This is a genomic window from Ruegeria sp. CDSA241, from assembly GCF_059611265.1.
Window position 1 is genome coordinate 40,738 of record NZ_JBXWPF010000013.1, and the last position, 17,184, is coordinate 57,921.

Consider the following 17,184-nt stretch of genomic DNA (forward strand, 5'->3'; position numbering starts at 1 on the left):
TCCCTCAAATATCCAGTTACGAGGGCAGCTTACATCAACTCGCGGACGTCTGTCAGCCGTCCTGTGATTGCCGCCGCGGCAGCCATTGCGGGGCTCAGCAGGTGGGTGCGCCCGCCGCGGCCCTGACGGCCTTCGAAGTTGCGGTTCGAGGTCGCGGCGCAGCGCTCGCCCGGTTGCAACTGGTCGGGGTTCATCGCCAGGCACATGGAACATCCCGCCAAACGCCATTCGAACCCGGCCTCTTTGAAGATCTCGGCCAGACCTTCTTCCTCGGCCTGCGCGCGGACAAGGCCTGAACCAGGCACAACCATCGCCCGCATCCCGTCCTTGATCTTTTTGCCCTTCAGAATCTCGGCAGCGGCGCGCAGGTCCTCGATGCGGCCGTTGGTGCAGGACCCGATAAAGACGGTGTCGATTTCGACGTCGCTGAGCTTCTGACCGGCTTCCAGACCCATATATTCGATGGACCGGCGGGCCGCATCGACTTTGCCACCTTCGAAATCCTCGGGGTGAGGCACGGATGCAGTGATCGGCAGCACGTCCTCGGGGCTGGTGCCCCAGGTGACGACCGGCGCGATGTCTTCGCCGCGCAGGGTGATAACCTTGTCGAAATGCGCGTCTTCATCGGTGAACAGCGTTTTCCACCAGTCCATCGCTGCTTCCCACTGGGCCCCTTTCGGCGCGTGTGGGCGGCCTTTGACATATTCGAACGTGGTCTCATCCGGGGCGATCAGGCCAGCGCGGGCGCCGCCTTCGATGGCCATGTTGCAGACGGTCATGCGGCCTTCCATCGACAGATTGCGGATCGCTTCGCCGCAATATTCGATGACATAGCCGGTGCCACCAGCGGTTCCGGTCTCACCAATCACAGCCAGAGTGATATCCTTGGCGGTCACACCCGGCTGCAATTTGCCGGTGATTTCCACCTTCATGTTTTTGGATTTCTTCTGGATCAGGGTCTGCGTGGCCAGAACGTGTTCAACCTCGGACGTGCCGATGCCATGGGCCAGCGCACCGAACGCTCCATGAGTCGCTGTGTGGCTGTCGCCGCAGACAACGGTCATGCCGGGCAGGGTCCAGCCCTGTTCGGGGCCAACGATGTGCACGATGCCCTGGCGAACGTCATTCACCGGGTAATAGTGAATGCCGAAATCCTTGGCGTTCTTGTCGAGTGCTTCGACCTGAATGCGCGACTCGGGGTTTTCAATGCCGTTCACGCGATCCGGCGTGGTGGGCACGTTGTGATCCGGTACCGCGATGGTCTTTTCCGGCGCGCGCACCTTGCGACCCGCCATGCGCAGGCCTTCGAATGCCTGCGGGCTGGTCACTTCGTGGACCAGATGGCGGTCGATATACAGCAGGCAGGTGCCATCATCGGCTTCGTGCGCGACATGGGCATCCCAGATCTTGTCATAGAGTGTTTTGGGGGACATCGGTCCTCTCCCGTATGTATTGAGATTTAGCTGGCGAGTGGCTGGACGCCGCTTATAGGCGGGCCAGAACCGTGCGGGCGGCCCCAAAGAACCGTTCACGCAGTCGCGTGCGGTCTTGCAACGTAGGTGCTGGGGTCAGATTGAGTCTCATGCGCATCAGATATATCGCGTCAGTCCGTCAATCAAGGCGCAATCCTGCGGCGGGCTTGCATCATGCGTCAACGCTGTCCAAGCTGACAAGCAGGAGACGTGCATGAACCCAGACCTGATACCCAGTTCGCTGTCTGATCTGTATCAGACCATGATCGAGGCCTTTTCCCTGCAATTCGATAGACTGGTCGATCTGGTCATTACACCGGGCTGGCGCCAACATCAGCTGGTCATCATCCTGGGTCTCTGGGCGCTGGCCTATGTGTTGAAGCTGTTTACGCAGGGCCGATGGGAGGCCTGGGCCCGTGCCCGCTCTGGTTGGCCCAAATGGCGGTTGCGTACGCTGATCCAGCTGATGCAACGTCTAACGCTTGTCTATTTCGTCACGCTGTCCTGGTTGCTTTATCTGGTGATGCAGCAGATCACCTGGCCATCGCGCAGCTATATCATCGGGGTGGTAGCAACTTTGGCGACCGCCTGGCTGGCGATTGCGCTTGTGGCCCGTCTGGTCCGAAACCGGACGCTGCGGCGAATTTTCAAATGGGCAATGTGGGCCTATGCGACGCTGATTGCGCTGAACTTGACCGATGACGTCGCCGGGTTTCTGGATGGGGTGGCGATCTCGATCGGGGATTTGCACCTCTCGGCGTTGGGTATCCTCAAGGCGCTTTTGCTGATTGGCGTGTTGTTGACGCTGGCCCGTCTTGGCACCGGTGCTGCTGAACGTGGCCTCAAACGCAATGACGATATCTCGCCGTCAATGCAGGTCTTGTTGGCCAAGGGATTACAGGTCGTCATCTATGGCGCCGTCTTCATGGCCGCCATTCGGACGCTGGGCTTTGACTTGACGGGTATTGCGCTGTTGTCGGGGGCCATTGGCGTCGGCATCGGCTTTGGTTTGCAGAAAGTGGTGTCGAATCTGATCTCGGGCATCATCATCCTGATGGATCGGTCGATCAAACCGGGCGATGTGATTTCGCTGGGCGACACGTTCGGCTGGATCAACGCGCTGGGCGCGCGCTATGTCTCGGTGGTCACGCGGGATGGGCGCGAATACCTGATCCCGAACGAGGATTTGATCACCAATCAGGTGGTGAACTGGTCGCATTCGGACCGGTTCGTGCGGCTGGATCTGACATTTGGCACAAGTTACACGGATGACCCCCATAATGTGCGGGCAACGGCCATCCATGCGGTTAAATCTGTCGAGCGAGTGCTCAGTGGCAGCGGACATGACGCGGTCTGCCATATCACCGGGTTCGGCGACAGCAGCGTGGATTACGTGCTGCGATTCTGGATCAGCGATCCAACCAAAGGGCTGACCAATATACGGGGCAATGTCTATCTGGCGCTGTGGGACGCATTCAAGTCTGAAGGCATCTCGATCCCGTTCCCGCAGCGAGAGGTGCGCGTGCTGAATGACGACACCGATGCGCAACAGCTTGCCACCGACTAAGCAATCGTTGCGACCCTTTGGTCTGTGTTCATTGAAATGTTGCAATCTCCTTGCTACCTTATTAGTACCCCGGCGCCGGGATATCATGGCGCGCAGCAAAGGAGGACTATGTCCTGTCTCTACACACTCAGGCGGGTTTGCCCGCCGAAGATGGGGCCAATATGATGGCCCACTCTCAGTCAATCAGCGACAAGCTGCTTGAACGTATCCTTTCCTCACTTTCCGATGACAAGGCCGAAGACGTCGTGCAGATCAACCTGCAGGGCAAGTCGTCCGTCGCGGATCACATGGTTATTGCCTCGGGTCGGTCGACCCGTCAGGTCTCGGCCATGGCGGAAAAGCTGACGGATCGCATCAAGCAGGAATTCGGTTTCACCTCGAAGGTCGAAGGCAAGGATGCCGGCGACTGGGTGCTGATCGATACGGGCGACGTGGTCGTTCATATCTTCCGCCCCGAAGTGCGTGAATTCTATCAGCTGGAAAAGATGTGGCAGCCTGCGGGCGGCAGCGCCTCGGCCAACTGAGGTGCTATCCCGGCCTGCATTAACGGGCCGGAGGCGAGAGAGATATGCGGATCAGCATAGTTGCGGTCGGGCGATTGCGCGCCGGACCCGAAAAGTCCCTGTTTGATGATTACCTGACCCGATTTGATCGGACGGGCCGCGTGCTGGGCCTTGGGCCTGCGCGGGTGATCGAGGTCGAAGACAAGAAAAACGCAGGGATGGGGGCCGAGGCCACATTGCTGCGCAAGGCGCTGCCCAAAGGCACCGTAATCTGCACGCTGGATGAACGGGGGCGGGTGATGTCCTCGCCCGATTTTGCCCAAAAGCTGGGCGGTTGGCGCGATGTGGGGCGGCAGGATCTGGCGCTGATCATTGGCGGTGCCGACGGAATAGACCCTGATCTGCGCGCCGAGGCGGATTTCTCCATCTCTTTCGGGTCCATGGTCTGGCCCCACATGCTGGTCCGTGTGATGCTGGCCGAGCAACTTTATCGGGCCGCAACCATCCTGTCGGGCGGTCCCTATCACCGGGTCTGACATGGCGCAGCTATTGATCGTTTACCATTCACGCACCGGCGGCGCCCGGCAGATGGCCGAAGCTGCTGCCGAAGGTGCGCACGATGAGGCCGACACCGTTTTGAAGCCCGCAGAGCGGGCTGGACCCCAAGATCTGCTGGCCGCAGATGGCTATATCTTCTGCGCACCCGAAAACCTGGCGGCGATTTCGGGCGTGATGAAAGAGTTTTACGACCGCTGTTATTATCCGGTTCTTGGTCGCATCGAAGGTCGCCCCTATGCCCAGATGATCTGTGCCGGGTCAGACGGCGAAAACGCCGCGCGCCAGACGGCCCGGATCGCAACCGGTTGGCGGCTGAAAGAGGTCCAGCCCCCTCTGATCATATGCACCCACGCACAAACGCCCGAAGCAATCCTAGCCGAAAAGCGCATCCCCCTAGACGCGCTGCAGACATGCCGCGACTTGGGGCAGGCGATGGCCGCAGGGCTGGCGTTGGGCGTATTCTGAGGTCAGTTCAGCGGCACAACAATGGTTTCGTCTGCCCAGCCATCCACGCTGCAACGGGCCTGTATCTGGACCTGAGATGTACCATCAGGAATTGCCACCCCGCCCAGCGAGCGGGTAAAGGGCTGTTCCGTCTCATGCGGGTGATGCAACACACGCATCCCCAGCTCATTCCCGTCCATATCCAGCACACGCCAGCCATCGGCATAGTGATCCCATCCGGTGTCCGGATGCCGGATCGTCACGTCGAAACGCCAACTGCCACCGCTGGACGAGGCGTTGACCTGCTCGATCGTTGGTGGATCGGCTAGGGTGGGGCTGGCCAGAAAGGTGCAGAGAATCACATATCGCATGTTTCGATCCTAAACTCTTGGCGGTATAGAGCTTCGCTCTAATAGAATCAGCTCCCGGCCGAAGTCTATGGAATTGCCCACTGCAGCAAGGCTTATATTTGGAAGCATATTTTTAATGCAAGCTATGCAAGGTGAAACAGACAGTTATCGGAGCGTGTCTAGAGCACGAATTGAGCGTTCGATTCTCAAGCTACTGAGACCACTTGAACTTGCCAGTTTGTTTACCGTTCATGTCGTGAAAAGTACCCTTTCCACTGGGCTTGAACAAATAAACGACCCCGAATTCCTTGAAGACGACCTGCAGACCGTTCTTGGTCTTTGTCATCGGATTGTTTGCCGGCGAAGTATTAGTGTCTCGCAAGCACAAACCACTGTTGGATTTACAAGATACGATCTGCGGACTGTAAGGCCCTCCGTTCTTTGAGTGCCAGTCGGAAGTTACCGTAAGTCTGGACCCTGCCGCGATATCCTGAGCCAAGGCCGGTGACATCGAAGTCAACAAAGTTATTGCTATGCCTACGAACACTTTTTTCATGGAACTATCTTTCTTTAAAAAATTTGAAGCATCTTGGCAGATTTGAGTTAACTGTCAAATCTTGTCGGCAAGGATTATGCTACTCGGCTGCTCAGGACTCAGATCGGACAATCGTTGCGTGTTGACCAAAAGCTCGCTTCGACCCACATGAAAACCTGCTGGCAAAAAGTAAGAACCAAAAGCCGGGCGTCAACGCCACGGCGATGGCATGGGGTCACGACTGCGTGTTGCCAACCTGCGCCATCAAGATCGCGCGGGATTGCGAGGCGAATTCGCGTCGGTAAAGCAGGCCTGCAGTGATAACTGTGCCGACGATCAACGCGAGTGGCCCCAGAAACCATGCAAGCAAGGCCAGTGCGAAATAGGTAGAGCGCAGCCCGCGGTTAAAGCTGCGGGCGGCGGTGACACAGATCTCGGCCGATTGCGTGGCGCGGGGATAGGCGATGGGATTTTCGGGCTCATTCGGGACCGCGGCCATCAGTACCGCGCAATAGCCGAACAGACGATGCGCCCAGACATATTTCAGAAAGGCATTGGCCAGCAGCAGGACGACGGCGAGTATCTTGATCTCCCACACCAGGGCTGGAAAGCTGCCGATGGCCAGATCACTGGCGACACCGGCCAGACGCTCGGTATTGCCCAGCAGGGCCAGGCCACCACCGATGGCAATCATCGTGGTCGAGGCAAAGAAGGTACTGCCTTGCCGCATCGTGGCCACGACCTGCGCGTCAAACATCCTTGGCTGGCGTGTGACCATCTCGCGCATCCAGTCGCGGCGATACTCATCCATCATCAAGGCCACTGACCGCTTCTTTGGCGACGGGTTTTCGATCATCCACCCAAGGCACAGCCAGGCCCCCATCATCAGCGTTATGGCGGCAAAATCCAAAGGGGCAAACAGAGCGGCGCGGTCAATCCAGGTCATGGCCGTGACAGTACTTCCGGAAGTCGGAACTTGCCATACTGACAAATTGGTAATATTATTTTACCAAACCAAGGAGCCTGCCATGGAAATGCCAAAGCCAAGCCCTGATGTCCTGCGTCGCAAAGATGCGGTGGTGGCGCGCCTGTCGGGGGTTCTGCCGGACGACGCGATCATTTATGACCCGGCCGAGACACGCGCCTATGAATGCGATGCTTTGACCGCCTATAGATGCCCGCCGATGCTGGCGGTTTTGCCTTCGACAACGCAGCAGGTCTCGGATATCTTGCGCATTTGCCATGACGAAGGCGTACCGGTGGTACCGCGCGGTGCAGGTACGTCGCTGGCCGGGGGCGCGCTGCCAACAGCTGATTGCGTCATACTGGGCGTGGCCCGGATGAACGACGTGCTGGAGGTTGATTATGACAACCGATTCATCAAGGTCCAGACTGGGCGCACCAACCTGAGCGTCACCGGCGCGGTCGAGGAAGAGGATTTCTTTTATGCCCCCGATCCATCGTCGCAACTGGCTTGCGCGATTGCGGGCAATATCGCGATGAATTCCGGCGGGGCGCATTGCCTGAAATACGGGGTGACCACGAACAACCTGCTGGGTGTGACCCTGGTAATGATGGATGGCAGCGTAGTCGAAATCGGTGGCGCTCATCTGGACGCGCCGGGTCTTGACCTGCTGGGGGTGATCTGCGGGTCCGAAGGGCAACTGGGCGTTGTCACCGAAGCGACCTTGCGCATCCTGCGCAAGCCAGAAGGCGCACGGCCCGTCCTGATGGGGTTTGATGACAATGAAATCGCAGGCCAATGCGTTTCGGACATCATCAAGTCCGGTATCTTGCCTGTCGCGATTGAGTTCATGGATCGCCTGTGCATTCAGGCCTGCGAAAACTTTGCGCATGCCGGGTATCCGGAATGCGAAGCATTGTTGATTGTCGAGGTCGAAGGCTCGGAGGCCGAGATCGACAGCCAGCTGGCCAAGATTGTCGAGATTGCAAAACGCCACGATCCGGTCGAGCTGCGCGAGAGCCAGTCGGCGGATGAAAGCGCCCGGATCTGGTTGGGCCGCAAATCGGCCTTTGGCGCCATGGGGCAGATGAACGACTATATGTGCCTGGATGGGACCATCCCGGTATCGGCGCTGCCCGCCGTATTGCGCCGGATTGGTGAGCTGAGCGATGAGTTCGGCCTGCCGGTTGGAAATGTATTCCATGCCGGTGACGGGAACATGCACCCTTTGATCCTGTTTGATGCCAACAAACCCGGCGACCTCGAAAAATGTGAGGCGTTCGGGGCGGAAATCCTGAAACTTTGTGTGGATGAGGGCGGTTGCCTGACCGGCGAGCACGGTGTGGGAATCGAAAAGCGCGATCTGATGCATCATCAATATGCCCCTGCCGATCTTGAAGCGCAGATGGCGGTTAAAGATGTGTTCGATCCAGGATGGTTGCTGAACCCGGCTAAAGTGTTCCCGCTGGACGCCTCCGAACCGCGTCGCAACCCGCAAATAGCCGAAAAATAGGCTCTAACAAAGAGATATATGATGAAACCCACGTCCGAAACTGAACTGGCCCAGATGGTTGCCGGACTTACAGGTGCCGTGCGTATCACAGGCGGCGGCACTCGTGGCATTGCGGGTTCCGGCCAAGTGATTGAAACCTGCGGGATGACAGGCATCACACTGTATGAACCCGGCGCCTTAACGCTGGTTGCGCAGGCCGGAACACCGCTAGCCGAGGTTGAGGCCGCATTGGACGCCGAGGGCCAGCAACTGGCCTTTGAGCCGATGGACCATCGCAGCCTGTTGGGCACCCAAGGCGAGCCGACCATCGGCGGTGTGGTTGCCGCCAACATCTCGGGGCCGCGCCGCATTCAGGCAGGCGCATGTCGCGATTTCTTACTGGGGGTGCGATATGTCGATGGCACCGGGCAGGTGATCAAAAATGGCGGGCGGGTGATGAAGAATGTCACTGGCTATGATCTGGTCAAGCTGATCTGTGGGTCCTGGGGAACGTTGGGCGTGCTGACCGAAGTGTCGCTGAAAGTCCTGCCCAAGCCGGAACACACAGCAACGCTGTCAGTGACCGTATCTAATGCAGAAGCAGCGATAAAAACGCTGTCCGTGGCGCTTAGATCTCCGTTCGAGGTCACTGGCGCAGCTTATGACCCGGAGTGCGAAAAAGCCTTTGTTAGGGTCGAAGGATTTGCAGGCTCCGTCGCTTACAGAACCGAGAGGCTGACATCCGAACTGTCTGGGTTCGGCCAGATCGCAAATGTCGATGAACCGGCAACGCTGTGGACGGCGACCCGCGATGTTCACGCGTTCCGGGGCAAGGCTGGCGACGTGTGGCGTCTGTCTGTCACGCCCGGTGACGCCCCGATGATCGCGGCGCGGGCCGAGGCTGAACAGGTGTTCTACGACTGGGGCGGCGGTCTGATCTGGCTGCGCCTTCCTGCGGGAACCGATTTGCGGGCGCGACTTGGCACTTTTTCTGGTCATGCAACCCTTGTGCGCGGCGATGCGGAAACGGTCGAGCGGCTGGGCCGGTTCCAGCCTGAGAGTGTAGCTATACAGGCTCTAATAAAAGGTATTCGGGCGAAATTTGATCCCCGAGGGCTGTTTAACCCGGGGCTGATGGGGTAGGGCAATGCAGACAGATTTCACCGAAAAACAGCTGCAGGATCCGGCGATCCAACGCTCGAACCAGATCCTGCGCAGCTGTGTTCATTGCGGCTTTTGTACCGCCACTTGCCCGACTTATCAGGTGCTGGGGGATGAGCTCGACAGCCCGCGCGGACGGATCTACCTGATCAAGGACATGCTTGAGAATGAGCGTGTCCCGGATGAGAAAACCGTCAAACATATCGACCGCTGCCTGTCCTGTCTGGCCTGCATGACCACCTGTCCGTCGGGCGTTCACTATATGCATCTGGTCGATTACGCGCGCGAGTATATCGAGCAGAATTACAAACGCCCGCTGACCGATCGCCTTCTGCGTTGGGTTCTGGCGCAGATTCTGCCCTATCCGATGCGGTTTCGCTGGGCCCTGATCGGGGCCAAGCTGGGCCGTCCCTTCCGGTTTCTGATGCCGGATGCGCGGCTGCGGGCGATGCTGGAGATGGCACCAAAACATATCCCTCCGGTCAGCCGCAACGATGACCCGCAACGCTTTGCCCCTAAAGGAGCGCCGAAAAAGCGCGTGGCACTGATGACAGGCTGCGCCCAAAAGGCGCTGAACACGGATATCAACGACGCCACGATTCGCCTGCTGACCCGACTGGGCTGCGAAGTCGTTGTGGCCAAAGGCGCGGGATGCTGTGGTGCGCTGACCCATCACATGGGCAAGGTAGCTGACAGCCATAAAGCGGCGGCGGCCAATATACAGGCCTGGACCAGAGAGATCGATGGCCAGGGGCTGGATGCCATCGTCATCAACACCTCAGGTTGTGGTACGACCGTCAAGGATTACGGGCACATGTTCCGAAACGAGGCTTTGGCGGCAGATGCCGCGCGGGTTTCGGCGATTGCCATGGATATCAGCGAATTGCTGGTGCAACTGGACCTGCCCGGAGGCCAGCACAAGGGCATGACCGTCGCCTATCATGCCGCTTGTTCTTTGCAGCATGGGCAAAAGATCAAAAACCATCCCAAAGACCTGTTGAAGAATGCGGGTTTCACCGTGTTAGAGCCTTCTGACAGCCATCTGTGCTGTGGCAGCGCCGGGACCTATAACCTGATGCAGCCTGAAATCTCGGGTCAGTTAAAGCAACGCAAGGTTCGGACGCTTGAGGCTAAGAACCCTGATGTTATCGCTGCAGGCAATATTGGTTGCATGATGCAGATCGGTTCGGCCACGCAGATACCTATTTTGCATACGGTCGAGCTGTTGGATTGGTCCACAGGCGGGCCGTTGCCGCGTGCGATGCAGCAGGGTCATGAGATGGGAACGGCCGTGCCGATCCTGCGTTAGCTGCCTGATGCAGGGCTGCATCAGATAGAACGGGAAACGTACCGGCCCTATTTTCGCCGTACCCGACAGCTATGAGTATGCGCTGGAAGCAACGCCGGAGAACCGCTTGAAAAACTGGATCAAGGCTTTTGCGCTGGCACTCATGCCGATGGCCGTACTGGCGCAGGATAGCGGGCTGAAAAGTCTGGACACCACAGATGCCGGGCGGGCCTGGATGGCTGTCGGGCGCTTGAATATTGACGGCGAAGCATTCTGCACCGCGACGCTGATTGCGCAGAACCAGGTGCTGACGGCAGCGCATTGTCTTTATGATAAGGCCACAGGCCAACGTATTGACCTGTCTAAGGTCGAGTTTCTTGCCGCCTGGCGTCTGGGTCGGGCATCAGCCTATCGTGCGGCGCGCAGGGCGGTGATTCACCCCGATTACTTTTACGACGACGAAACCCCGACCAACCGGATCGGTAGCGATATTGCGCTGATCGAGCTATGGCAGCCAATCCGCAGTACCTCGGTCATTCCATTTGATACCGGCGATCGGCCCGTTCGCGGACAGGAAGTTGGGGTTGTGTCCTATGCGAAGGACCGCTCCGAGGCGCCATCATTGCAGGAGGTCTGCTCGGTCGTGACCGGCGTTTCCGAGGTTCTTGTCCTGTCCTGTGATGTCGAGTTTGGATCCTCCGGCGCCCCGGTATTTGCGTTCGAGGGCGAAAGACCACGGATCGTCTCGGTCGTGGCGGCCAAGGCGGAATTCAATGGCGAGCCTGTGGCCATAGGTACCGCGGTCGAGGTTTCGCTGCCTTTGCTGCGGAGTGAACTGTCCGCCGGGCGCGGATTCAGCGGCTCGGAAACCGGCGATTCGGCAAGCCGTCATATTGGCGCCAGGTTCGTCCGGCCATGATCCGATTTTGGGCAAGTCTGTTTTTATGCCTGGCTATGATGACAACGATGTCCCAGGCGCAAAGTGCAAAACGCAAACTCACCGACCGCGATGACCTATATGGCTGGGAGGCCGTCGGCCGCCTGGATATCGGCACCGAGGGGTTTTGTACGGGTACGTTGATCGCACAGGATCTGGTGCTGACAGCGGCCCATTGCGCCTTGGACAAAAGAACCGGTCAACCCTATGGGCCGGGGCAGGTAACCTTTCGGGCAGGGCTAAGCGACGGAACTGCGTTGGCAGATCGCAAGGTGGTGCAGATCGCGGCACATCCGGATTACACACGTTTCGCTCAACTGTCGCCCGATGCCGTGCGCGTTGATGTCGCGTTGATGCGGCTGGATCAACCGATCCCCTATTCCGTGGCCGATCCCTTTGCGTTGCATAACGGGCGCGTGGCGGGGGATGAGGTCAGTCTTGCATCGTATGGTCGGGGCCGATCGAATGCGATTACGCGGGAACGGTCCTGCAAAATCCTGCAGCGCTTTCAGGGCCTGATCACATTCAACTGCGACATTACCTTTGGGTCCTCGGGTTCGGCCCTGTTGGCGCGAAACGGTCCGCGCTGGCAAATACTTTCAGTAGTCTCTGCAGTTGGTACGGATGGTCGGCAGAAAGTGGGATTCGGTATGGAATTGCAGGAAATTGTGGCCGATCTGAAGGCGACTCTGCGCCGGGATGCCCCTAAACCAAAGGCGACAATAAAGCGATTGCAGGTGGGATCAGGCAAGTCGGATACCGGTGCAAAATTCATCAGCTCCGGAGGGGGTTGAACTCGGCCAGAACGTTTCCCATGTCAAATGTATCGGGTCGCCGCAAACGGGGCCTGAGACAATCGAACGCCCGTCCGATCGGAGGGCATTACGTTCATCGCTCAAACATGAGGATACGACATATGCGTACATTTGACTTTGCACCGCTGCACCGCGCCACCGTAGGTTTTGACCAGATCGCTGACATGATGGATCGCGTTCTGACCAATGATGTGGCTCAACCCAGCTATCCGCCCTACAACATCGAAAAAACCGATGTCGACACCTATCGTATCTCGGTTGCTGTTGCCGGTTTTTCCGAGGCCGATCTTTCGGTCGAAGTGAAAGAGAATTCGTTGGTCGTCGCCGGTAAGAAAACTGCGGAAGACAAAGATCGCAGCTATCTGCACCGCGGCATCGCAACCCGCGCGTTCGAGCGCCGTTTTGCCCTTGCCGACCACGTTCGTGTCACCGGTGCCAGCCATGAGAATGGCATGCTGAATATCGACCTCAAGCGCGAGGTTCCCGAAGCTCTGAAGCCCCGCCGGATCGAGATTTCGTCCAGCAAGGCCATCGAAAAGGATGTGGTTGACGCCAAAGCCGTAAACTGAGGCAGTCAGTCACCACGCCGCGGTAATCGTTCCTCTCTGGATTACCGCACCATGCGCCCCGCGTTCCTCCAGACGCGGGGCGTTGCCTTTACGGCCATCTGTACAGCGAAGGTTTGGGCGGATCAGACCGACAGGCAGATGTATTTCATCTCCAGATAGTCTTCCATGCCATGATGGCTGCCTTCGCGGCCCAAGCCGGATTGTTTGACGCCGCCAAACGGGCCCAACTCGGTTGAGATGATGCCGGTGTTCACACCAACGATCCCGTATTCCAGCGCTTCGGCCACTTTGTAAACGCGGCTGAGATCCTTGGCATAGAAATACGAGGCCAGACCAAAGATCGTGTCATTGGCCATGGCGATCACGTCGTCTTCATCCTCGAACTTGAACAGCGGTGCCAGCGGGCCAAAGGTTTCGTCCTGCGCCACCAGCATGTCCTGCGTCACACCGGTGACAATGGTCGGCTCAAAGAAGGTGCCGCCCAGATCGTGCGGCAGGCCACCGGTCAGGATTTGGCCGCCTTTGTCGGTTACATCCTTGATATGTTCCTGCACCTTGGCAACGGCGTCATCATTGATCAGCGGTCCGGTGGTGATGCCTTCGTTCAGGCCGTCACCGACGTTTAGAGCCTCGACCGCAGCCTTCAACTTGGCAGCAAACGCGTCATAGACACCGGCCTGCACATAGATGCGGTTGGCGCAGACACAGGTCTGGCCGTTATTGCGGAACTTGCACATCATCGCGCCTTCGACGGCGGCATCCAGATCGGCATCGTCAAACACGATGAACGGCGCATTGCCGCCCAGTTCCATCGAGCATTTCATCACCTGTTCCGCCGCCTGCCGCAGCAGGATGCGCCCGACTTCGGTTGAGCCGGTAAAGGTCAGCTTGCGCACGCCGGGGTTTTCGCAGAACTCCTTGCCGATTTCGCTGGCGCGCGACGAGGGCACCACGTTGAACACACCGGCGGGGATGCCTGCCTGCTGGGCCAATGCGCACAGAACCAGCGCCGACAAGGGTGTCTCGGCGGCAGGCCGGGCGACAAAGGCGCATCCGGCTGCAAGCGCCGGTCCGGCCTTTCGCGTGATCATCGCATTGGGGAAGTTCCAGGGCGTGATCGAGGCCGCAACGCCGATGGGCTGCTTCAGCACCATGATGCGTTTGTCGCGCTGATGACCTGGAATAGTCTCGCCATAAACGCGCTTGGCCTCTTCGCCGAAAAACTCGATGAACGAGGCACCATAGCCGATTTCACCCACGGCTTCGGCCAGGGGCTTGCCCTGTTCGGCGGTCAGGATCTTGCCCAGATCCTCGGCGTTTTCCATCATCAGATCGTACCAGCGGCGCAGGATCACCGCGCGTTCCTTGCCGGTCAGCTTGGCCCATTCCTTTTGCGCGGCCTCGGCCTGAGCGATGGCACCTGCAACCTGTGCGCGGCTCAAGTCAGCGACCTCGGCGATCACGTCGCCCCGCGCAGGGTTGGTGACGGAAAACGTCCCATTGTCACCATCGACCCACTGGCCGCCGATATAGGCCTTGGTCACCAGAAGATCGGGGTTTTTCAGAATGGATTTCAGGTCGGTCGTAGTATCCAGCATGGGTCGGACTCCGGCAGAAAAGGGTTTGCGCGCACCCAAACAGGTGGCGTCGCATTTGTCTATGTCCACTCGGCGGGCAGGATCAATCCAGATTTGATCAAATTCATCGTTGCAGAGTGCAGATATCTCGCCTGCGTGGCCTATCTTTTTCGATACGAAATTGTAAAAGTCTCGGTGATTTGAGGGCTCAAGGGGATGTAAATGAACATAACATTCCCTATCTTATTGGGTAAATAAAGAAAACAGGGGACAGCAGAGATGTCGAACCAGCAATTCGAAGCGTTGATTGAAGAAACACAGACGAAAGTGCGCGAAAGCCAGTCGCAGATCCAAGGGCTGACCTCGCGGATTGAGGCTGCGCGGGCCAAGATCGGTACGGCCGAGGCGGATATCGATATCGAAAACGCCACTTTGGAAGATGTGCACGCCCATACCGAAGTCATGAACGCCAATATCGCCGAGCTGATCATGGGTCTGGATGACGTCACCAGCGCATTCTCTAAGGATTTTGACGAGATGCGTTCAAAATCCGGGTGGGAGACGTTTGTTGGCATCTTCTCGAAGGGTAAATCTGAATCGATGCGGCAGGAGCGTATGCGCACAGCCAGTATTGACGACAAGCTGCAGGACCTGATCGCCAAATCCGACGTGATCGTGAAACTGCTGGAAGGGCAGCTGTCGGTGCTGGAAGAACAGCGCGTGAAGGTTGAAAACAACCTGACCGGCACGCTGGACGACCGTGAGGCCACCGTGGCCGAGCTGGAGGCATTGCGCGCCGAAATTCAGGGCATGGACCCGACAATCATCACGTTGGAGAACAAGATCAGCGTCGAACAAGACGCCGCCGCGCGCACCCAGCTTGAGACCGAGCTGGCTGAGCTGAACAAGCAATACAACGCCAAGGTTCAGGAAGAGCAGGTCAAGCTGGCCAAAAGCCAAACGCTTGAGCGCTATATCGAAAAGGGCAAGACCTGGGTCGATTCCCTGCAGAACCAGGCGGCGACGCAGATGGTGCTGATCAACAAGCTGCAGACAGACACGCAACAGCGCGTGGTGCTGTATGACGCCCTGACCAAATCGCTGAAAACCGCGCAGCAGCAGGACGTGGCCCACCGCATCAACGAGATCGGCGTGCAGACCGACCAAGAGGCGCAAACCGCCATGGCCTCGATCGGCACCGCGACCAACCAGAAGATGGCCGACATGCTCGAGGCGCATGAGGACCACATGGTCTTTGCCCGCGACGTGCTGGAGAAAAAGGCCAAGGCAGATGAACGCTTTGCCCGCCGGTTTGCGTCGATTGTCGAGAAGCATGATAAGAATTTGTATGGGGGTTGATCTTGGAACTGCTGGAGTTTTTTACATTTCTGGTGGCTCCAGAGAACTGGTTTTGGTGGATCGTTCTCGACAGTTTCTGGCTTGTGTTCTCAGTGATGTACGCCGTTCTAGGCGGACCGTTTGGATGGGTGGCCGTCGTTCTTGTGGTCGCCAGCCTTTCTCATTCGGCTCATCGTTTGTGGAACGGAACCGTTGACTGAACAAATTCAACAAAGACCCAAGGTCGTCGGCTTCAGAATACTCTGGTTCGGTATAGCGATGATTTTTTGGCCTATTTTGGCGGCGTTTTTGTCCGGGCTTTTGTTTGCACAGGGCAGCTTTGGAATGTTCATAGCTCGTGTATCCTACCATTTGGCGTTTTTGCTGGGCACTCCCAGTATGCTGGCGGGCGTCGTGGCCGTAATGTGGGCTCTCGTTCTATTAAGAAAACAGAAGCGTCAATCGCAGGCAAACGTGAATGAGTGACCTTAACCTCACCCAAGACCATGTCGGCCTGACCGATACCTTCGCCTCGCGTCGTTACTTTCGCAAATTCGAGGTAATCACCGTCCACCTTCTGCGCGTGGCCGCGACGATGGAGGCGGAGGGCGCGATCTCAAAACAAGAGGTGCGGATCGTGTCGAGCTATCTCTCGGGGCTGCTCTACACCTTCCGTGCGCTGTCCATGAAATACCTGCTGGTCGGGCGCGATACGGGGCGGTTCTTTGGCAGCCTCGCCATGGACAAGCGCGACAGCGGCTTTCCGGTGGCGGCCGAGCTGCTGACCATGGCCAATGACGCGCAGCAGGCGCAGGTGCATCTGGCGAATATGCCGTCCGAGGATGAGCTGAAAACCGACATGGTTCGCACCATCATCAGCGACCGGGAGATCCCGACCAAGCTGCAATTCGCGCTGTCCCAAAGGCTCTATTACGAGGAATTGCTGAAGGGTGAGCTGTTCTGGGCCCGCAATGATCCCGAATGTCACTGGATTGGCAATGAGGGCGAACGGCGCAGGTTCCTGATCCACTGGGCCGTCTATGACAGCCAAATAAACCTGCCGGTCATCTACCTGATGGAGTTGGAGGATTCGGGGCGCACGGCCCTGCCCAAAGATCAACGCCGCTGGCCCGAAGTGCAGGCGCATCTGATGGCGCAATCCTTGGGTGGTCTGAAACTGGTGACCATTGCCAAAGGCTTTGATCAGGATTTCGACGACCTGCATCCCAAACACCTGCGCCGCATTCATGTGGGGCCAATGTATTCCTCGGCCTTTACCGAGCAATCCGGCCCGCTGCGGCAGGTGCTGGAGGATGCGAAATCCCCTGCGGGTCAGGATTGGGCATTGGCCTGGACCACTGAAGCGCTGCGAAGCGAGGATGTGATTCAAGAACGCTCAGGCTGGTTCGGGACCGTAGACCGCGAGGTCTTTGCGCTGGACCCATTCGGCGGGCAGGGGGCCGAGACGGGGGCGACGCAAACCGAACGCTCGATCATTCTGCCACAACGCCCGTTCCAGGTACTGGCCGAGCGCAACCCACCGGGTTTTGGTGACGTGCGCAAGTTCGTCGTCAGCAAGACCGGGCAGGTGTTGAGATATTGAAGACAGTAAAG

General features: G+C 58.2%; 20 protein-coding genes. 14 read left to right on the plus strand and 6 right to left on the minus strand.

Going from position 1 to position 17,184, the window contains the following annotated elements; all coding sequences use genetic code 11:
• Nucleotides 1-29: 29 nt before the first annotated feature.
• Together leuC and AC2FJV_RS12935 are read right to left on the minus strand one after the other, a co-directional pair.
• Entirely contained in the window at nucleotides 30-1,433 is a 1,404-nt protein-coding gene (leuC, locus tag AC2FJV_RS12930; RefSeq protein WP_496713894.1) for a 3-isopropylmalate dehydratase large subunit, read from the minus strand.
• Between the two features lie 52 nt (nucleotides 1,434-1,485).
• A complete protein-coding gene (locus AC2FJV_RS12935; RefSeq protein ID WP_271950909.1) occupies nucleotides 1,486-1,584 on the minus strand; it encodes an isopropylmalate isomerase in 99 nt (32 codons plus the stop codon).
• Nucleotides 1,585-1,686: 102 nt separating this feature from the next.
• Here AC2FJV_RS12935 and AC2FJV_RS12940 point away from each other — a divergent pair, with 102 nt between their 5' ends.
• From AC2FJV_RS12940 to AC2FJV_RS12955, 4 genes are all read left to right on the plus strand, one after another.
• The gene (locus tag AC2FJV_RS12940; protein WP_496713895.1) at nucleotides 1,687-3,039 is read left to right on the plus strand and encodes a mechanosensitive ion channel family protein; all 1,353 of its coding nucleotides are present in this window, start codon (nucleotides 1,687-1,689) and stop codon (nucleotides 3,037-3,039) included.
• 161 nt (nucleotides 3,040-3,200) lie between these two features.
• A complete protein-coding gene (gene rsfS, locus AC2FJV_RS12945) occupies nucleotides 3,201-3,563 on the plus strand; it encodes a ribosome silencing factor (RefSeq protein ID WP_142638376.1) in 363 nt (120 codons plus the stop codon).
• Between the two features lie 44 nt (nucleotides 3,564-3,607).
• Nucleotides 3,608-4,078 carry a 23S rRNA (pseudouridine(1915)-N(3))-methyltransferase RlmH gene (gene rlmH / locus AC2FJV_RS12950; RefSeq protein ID WP_496713896.1) on the plus strand — a complete coding sequence of 157 codons (471 nt, stop codon included), beginning with the start codon at nucleotides 3,608-3,610 and terminating at the stop codon, nucleotides 4,076-4,078.
• Nucleotide 4,079: 1 nt separating this feature from the next.
• The gene (locus tag AC2FJV_RS12955) at nucleotides 4,080-4,565 is read left to right on the plus strand and encodes a flavodoxin family protein (protein WP_496713897.1); all 486 of its coding nucleotides are present in this window, start codon (nucleotides 4,080-4,082) and stop codon (nucleotides 4,563-4,565) included.
• Nucleotides 4,566-4,567: 2 nt separating this feature from the next.
• On the opposite strand, the gene AC2FJV_RS12960 is transcribed toward AC2FJV_RS12955, so the two are convergent.
• The 3 genes from AC2FJV_RS12960 to AC2FJV_RS12970 all read right to left on the minus strand — a co-directional run bounded on the left by AC2FJV_RS12960 (nucleotide 4,568) and on the right by AC2FJV_RS12970 (nucleotide 6,375).
• Entirely contained in the window at nucleotides 4,568-4,915 is a 348-nt protein-coding gene (locus AC2FJV_RS12960; RefSeq protein ID WP_142638371.1) for a hypothetical protein, read from the minus strand.
• A gap of 190 nt (nucleotides 4,916-5,105) precedes the next feature.
• Nucleotides 5,106-5,240, minus strand: coding sequence for a hypothetical protein (locus tag AC2FJV_RS12965; protein ID WP_271950893.1), 135 nt, complete (start codon nucleotides 5,238-5,240; stop codon nucleotides 5,106-5,108).
• A 424-nt stretch (nucleotides 5,241-5,664) separates the two neighbouring features.
• The gene (locus tag AC2FJV_RS12970; RefSeq protein WP_142638369.1) at nucleotides 5,665-6,375 is read right to left on the minus strand and encodes a DUF599 domain-containing protein; all 711 of its coding nucleotides are present in this window, start codon (nucleotides 6,373-6,375) and stop codon (nucleotides 5,665-5,667) included.
• Between the two features lie 82 nt (nucleotides 6,376-6,457).
• Between AC2FJV_RS12970 and AC2FJV_RS12975 the strand changes: the two genes are divergently transcribed.
• The 6 genes from AC2FJV_RS12975 to AC2FJV_RS13000 all read left to right on the plus strand — a co-directional run bounded on the left by AC2FJV_RS12975 (nucleotide 6,458) and on the right by AC2FJV_RS13000 (nucleotide 12,655).
• Entirely contained in the window at nucleotides 6,458-7,906 is a 1,449-nt protein-coding gene (locus AC2FJV_RS12975) for an FAD-linked oxidase C-terminal domain-containing protein (protein ID WP_281995564.1), read from the plus strand.
• Between the two features lie 21 nt (nucleotides 7,907-7,927).
• Entirely contained in the window at nucleotides 7,928-9,028 is a 1,101-nt protein-coding gene (locus AC2FJV_RS12980; protein ID WP_496713898.1) for an FAD-binding protein, read from the plus strand.
• A 4-nt stretch (nucleotides 9,029-9,032) separates the two neighbouring features.
• Entirely contained in the window at nucleotides 9,033-10,355 is a 1,323-nt protein-coding gene (gene glcF, locus AC2FJV_RS12985; protein ID WP_496713899.1) for a glycolate oxidase subunit GlcF, read from the plus strand.
• A gap of 106 nt (nucleotides 10,356-10,461) precedes the next feature.
• Entirely contained in the window at nucleotides 10,462-11,253 is a 792-nt protein-coding gene (locus AC2FJV_RS12990) for a trypsin-like serine peptidase (protein ID WP_496713900.1), read from the plus strand.
• Between the two features lie 38 nt (nucleotides 11,254-11,291).
• Nucleotides 11,292-12,065 carry a trypsin-like serine peptidase gene (locus AC2FJV_RS12995; protein ID WP_496713901.1) on the plus strand — a complete coding sequence of 258 codons (774 nt, stop codon included), beginning with the start codon at nucleotides 11,292-11,294 and terminating at the stop codon, nucleotides 12,063-12,065.
• 122 nt (nucleotides 12,066-12,187) lie between these two features.
• Nucleotides 12,188-12,655, plus strand: coding sequence for an Hsp20 family protein (locus AC2FJV_RS13000; RefSeq protein ID WP_496713902.1), 468 nt, complete (start codon nucleotides 12,188-12,190; stop codon nucleotides 12,653-12,655).
• A gap of 122 nt (nucleotides 12,656-12,777) precedes the next feature.
• Here AC2FJV_RS13000 and AC2FJV_RS13005 read toward each other — a convergent pair whose 3' ends face one another.
• Nucleotides 12,778-14,253: an NAD-dependent succinate-semialdehyde dehydrogenase gene (locus AC2FJV_RS13005; protein WP_496713903.1), complete on the minus strand. Its 1,476-nt coding sequence runs from the start codon at nucleotides 14,251-14,253 to the stop codon at nucleotides 12,778-12,780.
• Between the two features lie 258 nt (nucleotides 14,254-14,511).
• Here AC2FJV_RS13005 and AC2FJV_RS13010 point away from each other — a divergent pair, with 258 nt between their 5' ends.
• Genes AC2FJV_RS13010 through AC2FJV_RS13025 form a run of 4 tightly spaced genes read left to right on the plus strand, consistent with a single transcriptional unit; the run spans nucleotide 14,512 to nucleotide 17,173 of the window.
• Nucleotides 14,512-15,591, plus strand: a complete 1,080-nt coding sequence (locus AC2FJV_RS13010) for a coiled-coil domain-containing protein (RefSeq protein ID WP_271950875.1) — start codon at nucleotides 14,512-14,514, stop codon at nucleotides 15,589-15,591.
• Nucleotides 15,592-15,593: 2 nt separating this feature from the next.
• Nucleotides 15,594-15,791, plus strand: coding sequence for a hypothetical protein (locus AC2FJV_RS13015; protein ID WP_496713904.1), 198 nt, complete (start codon nucleotides 15,594-15,596; stop codon nucleotides 15,789-15,791).
• A complete protein-coding gene (locus AC2FJV_RS13020; protein WP_282022195.1) occupies nucleotides 15,784-16,056 on the plus strand; it encodes a hypothetical protein in 273 nt (90 codons plus the stop codon). The genes AC2FJV_RS13015 and AC2FJV_RS13020 overlap by 8 nt, the downstream gene beginning before the upstream one ends.
• A complete protein-coding gene (locus AC2FJV_RS13025; protein WP_496708197.1) occupies nucleotides 16,049-17,173 on the plus strand; it encodes a hypothetical protein in 1,125 nt (374 codons plus the stop codon). Before AC2FJV_RS13020 ends, AC2FJV_RS13025 begins: the two co-directional genes overlap by 8 nt.
• Nucleotides 17,174-17,184: the final 11 nt, after the last annotated feature.

Excerpts from the sequence above, each read along its gene's own strand:
- leuC (WP_496713894.1), bottom strand. The coding sequence starts at position 1,433 with ATGTCCCCCAAAACACTCTATGACAAGATCTGGGATGCCCATGTCGCG.
- AC2FJV_RS12935 (WP_271950909.1), bottom strand. The coding sequence starts at position 1,584 with ATGAGACTCAATCTGACCCCAGCACCTACGTTGCAAGACCGCACGCGA.
- AC2FJV_RS12940 (WP_496713895.1), top strand. The coding sequence starts at position 1,687 with ATGAACCCAGACCTGATACCCAGTTCGCTGTCTGATCTGTATCAGACC.
- rsfS (WP_142638376.1), top strand. The coding sequence starts at position 3,201 with ATGATGGCCCACTCTCAGTCAATCAGCGACAAGCTGCTTGAACGTATC.
- rlmH (WP_496713896.1), top strand. The coding sequence starts at position 3,608 with ATGCGGATCAGCATAGTTGCGGTCGGGCGATTGCGCGCCGGACCCGAA.
- AC2FJV_RS12955 (WP_496713897.1), top strand. The coding sequence starts at position 4,080 with ATGGCGCAGCTATTGATCGTTTACCATTCACGCACCGGCGGCGCCCGG.
- AC2FJV_RS12960 (WP_142638371.1), bottom strand. The coding sequence starts at position 4,915 with ATGCGATATGTGATTCTCTGCACCTTTCTGGCCAGCCCCACCCTAGCC.
- AC2FJV_RS12965 (WP_271950893.1), bottom strand. The coding sequence starts at position 5,240 with ATGACAAAGACCAAGAACGGTCTGCAGGTCGTCTTCAAGGAATTCGGG.
- AC2FJV_RS12970 (WP_142638369.1), bottom strand. The coding sequence starts at position 6,375 with ATGACCTGGATTGACCGCGCCGCTCTGTTTGCCCCTTTGGATTTTGCC.
- AC2FJV_RS12975 (WP_281995564.1), top strand. The coding sequence starts at position 6,458 with ATGGAAATGCCAAAGCCAAGCCCTGATGTCCTGCGTCGCAAAGATGCG.
- AC2FJV_RS12980 (WP_496713898.1), top strand. The coding sequence starts at position 7,928 with ATGAAACCCACGTCCGAAACTGAACTGGCCCAGATGGTTGCCGGACTT.
- glcF (WP_496713899.1), top strand. The coding sequence starts at position 9,033 with ATGCAGACAGATTTCACCGAAAAACAGCTGCAGGATCCGGCGATCCAA.
- AC2FJV_RS12995 (WP_496713901.1), top strand. The coding sequence starts at position 11,292 with ATGACAACGATGTCCCAGGCGCAAAGTGCAAAACGCAAACTCACCGAC.
- AC2FJV_RS13000 (WP_496713902.1), top strand. The coding sequence starts at position 12,188 with ATGCGTACATTTGACTTTGCACCGCTGCACCGCGCCACCGTAGGTTTT.
- AC2FJV_RS13005 (WP_496713903.1), bottom strand. The coding sequence starts at position 14,253 with ATGCTGGATACTACGACCGACCTGAAATCCATTCTGAAAAACCCCGAT.
- AC2FJV_RS13010 (WP_271950875.1), top strand. The coding sequence starts at position 14,512 with ATGTCGAACCAGCAATTCGAAGCGTTGATTGAAGAAACACAGACGAAA.
- AC2FJV_RS13025 (WP_496708197.1), top strand. The coding sequence starts at position 16,049 with ATGAGTGACCTTAACCTCACCCAAGACCATGTCGGCCTGACCGATACC.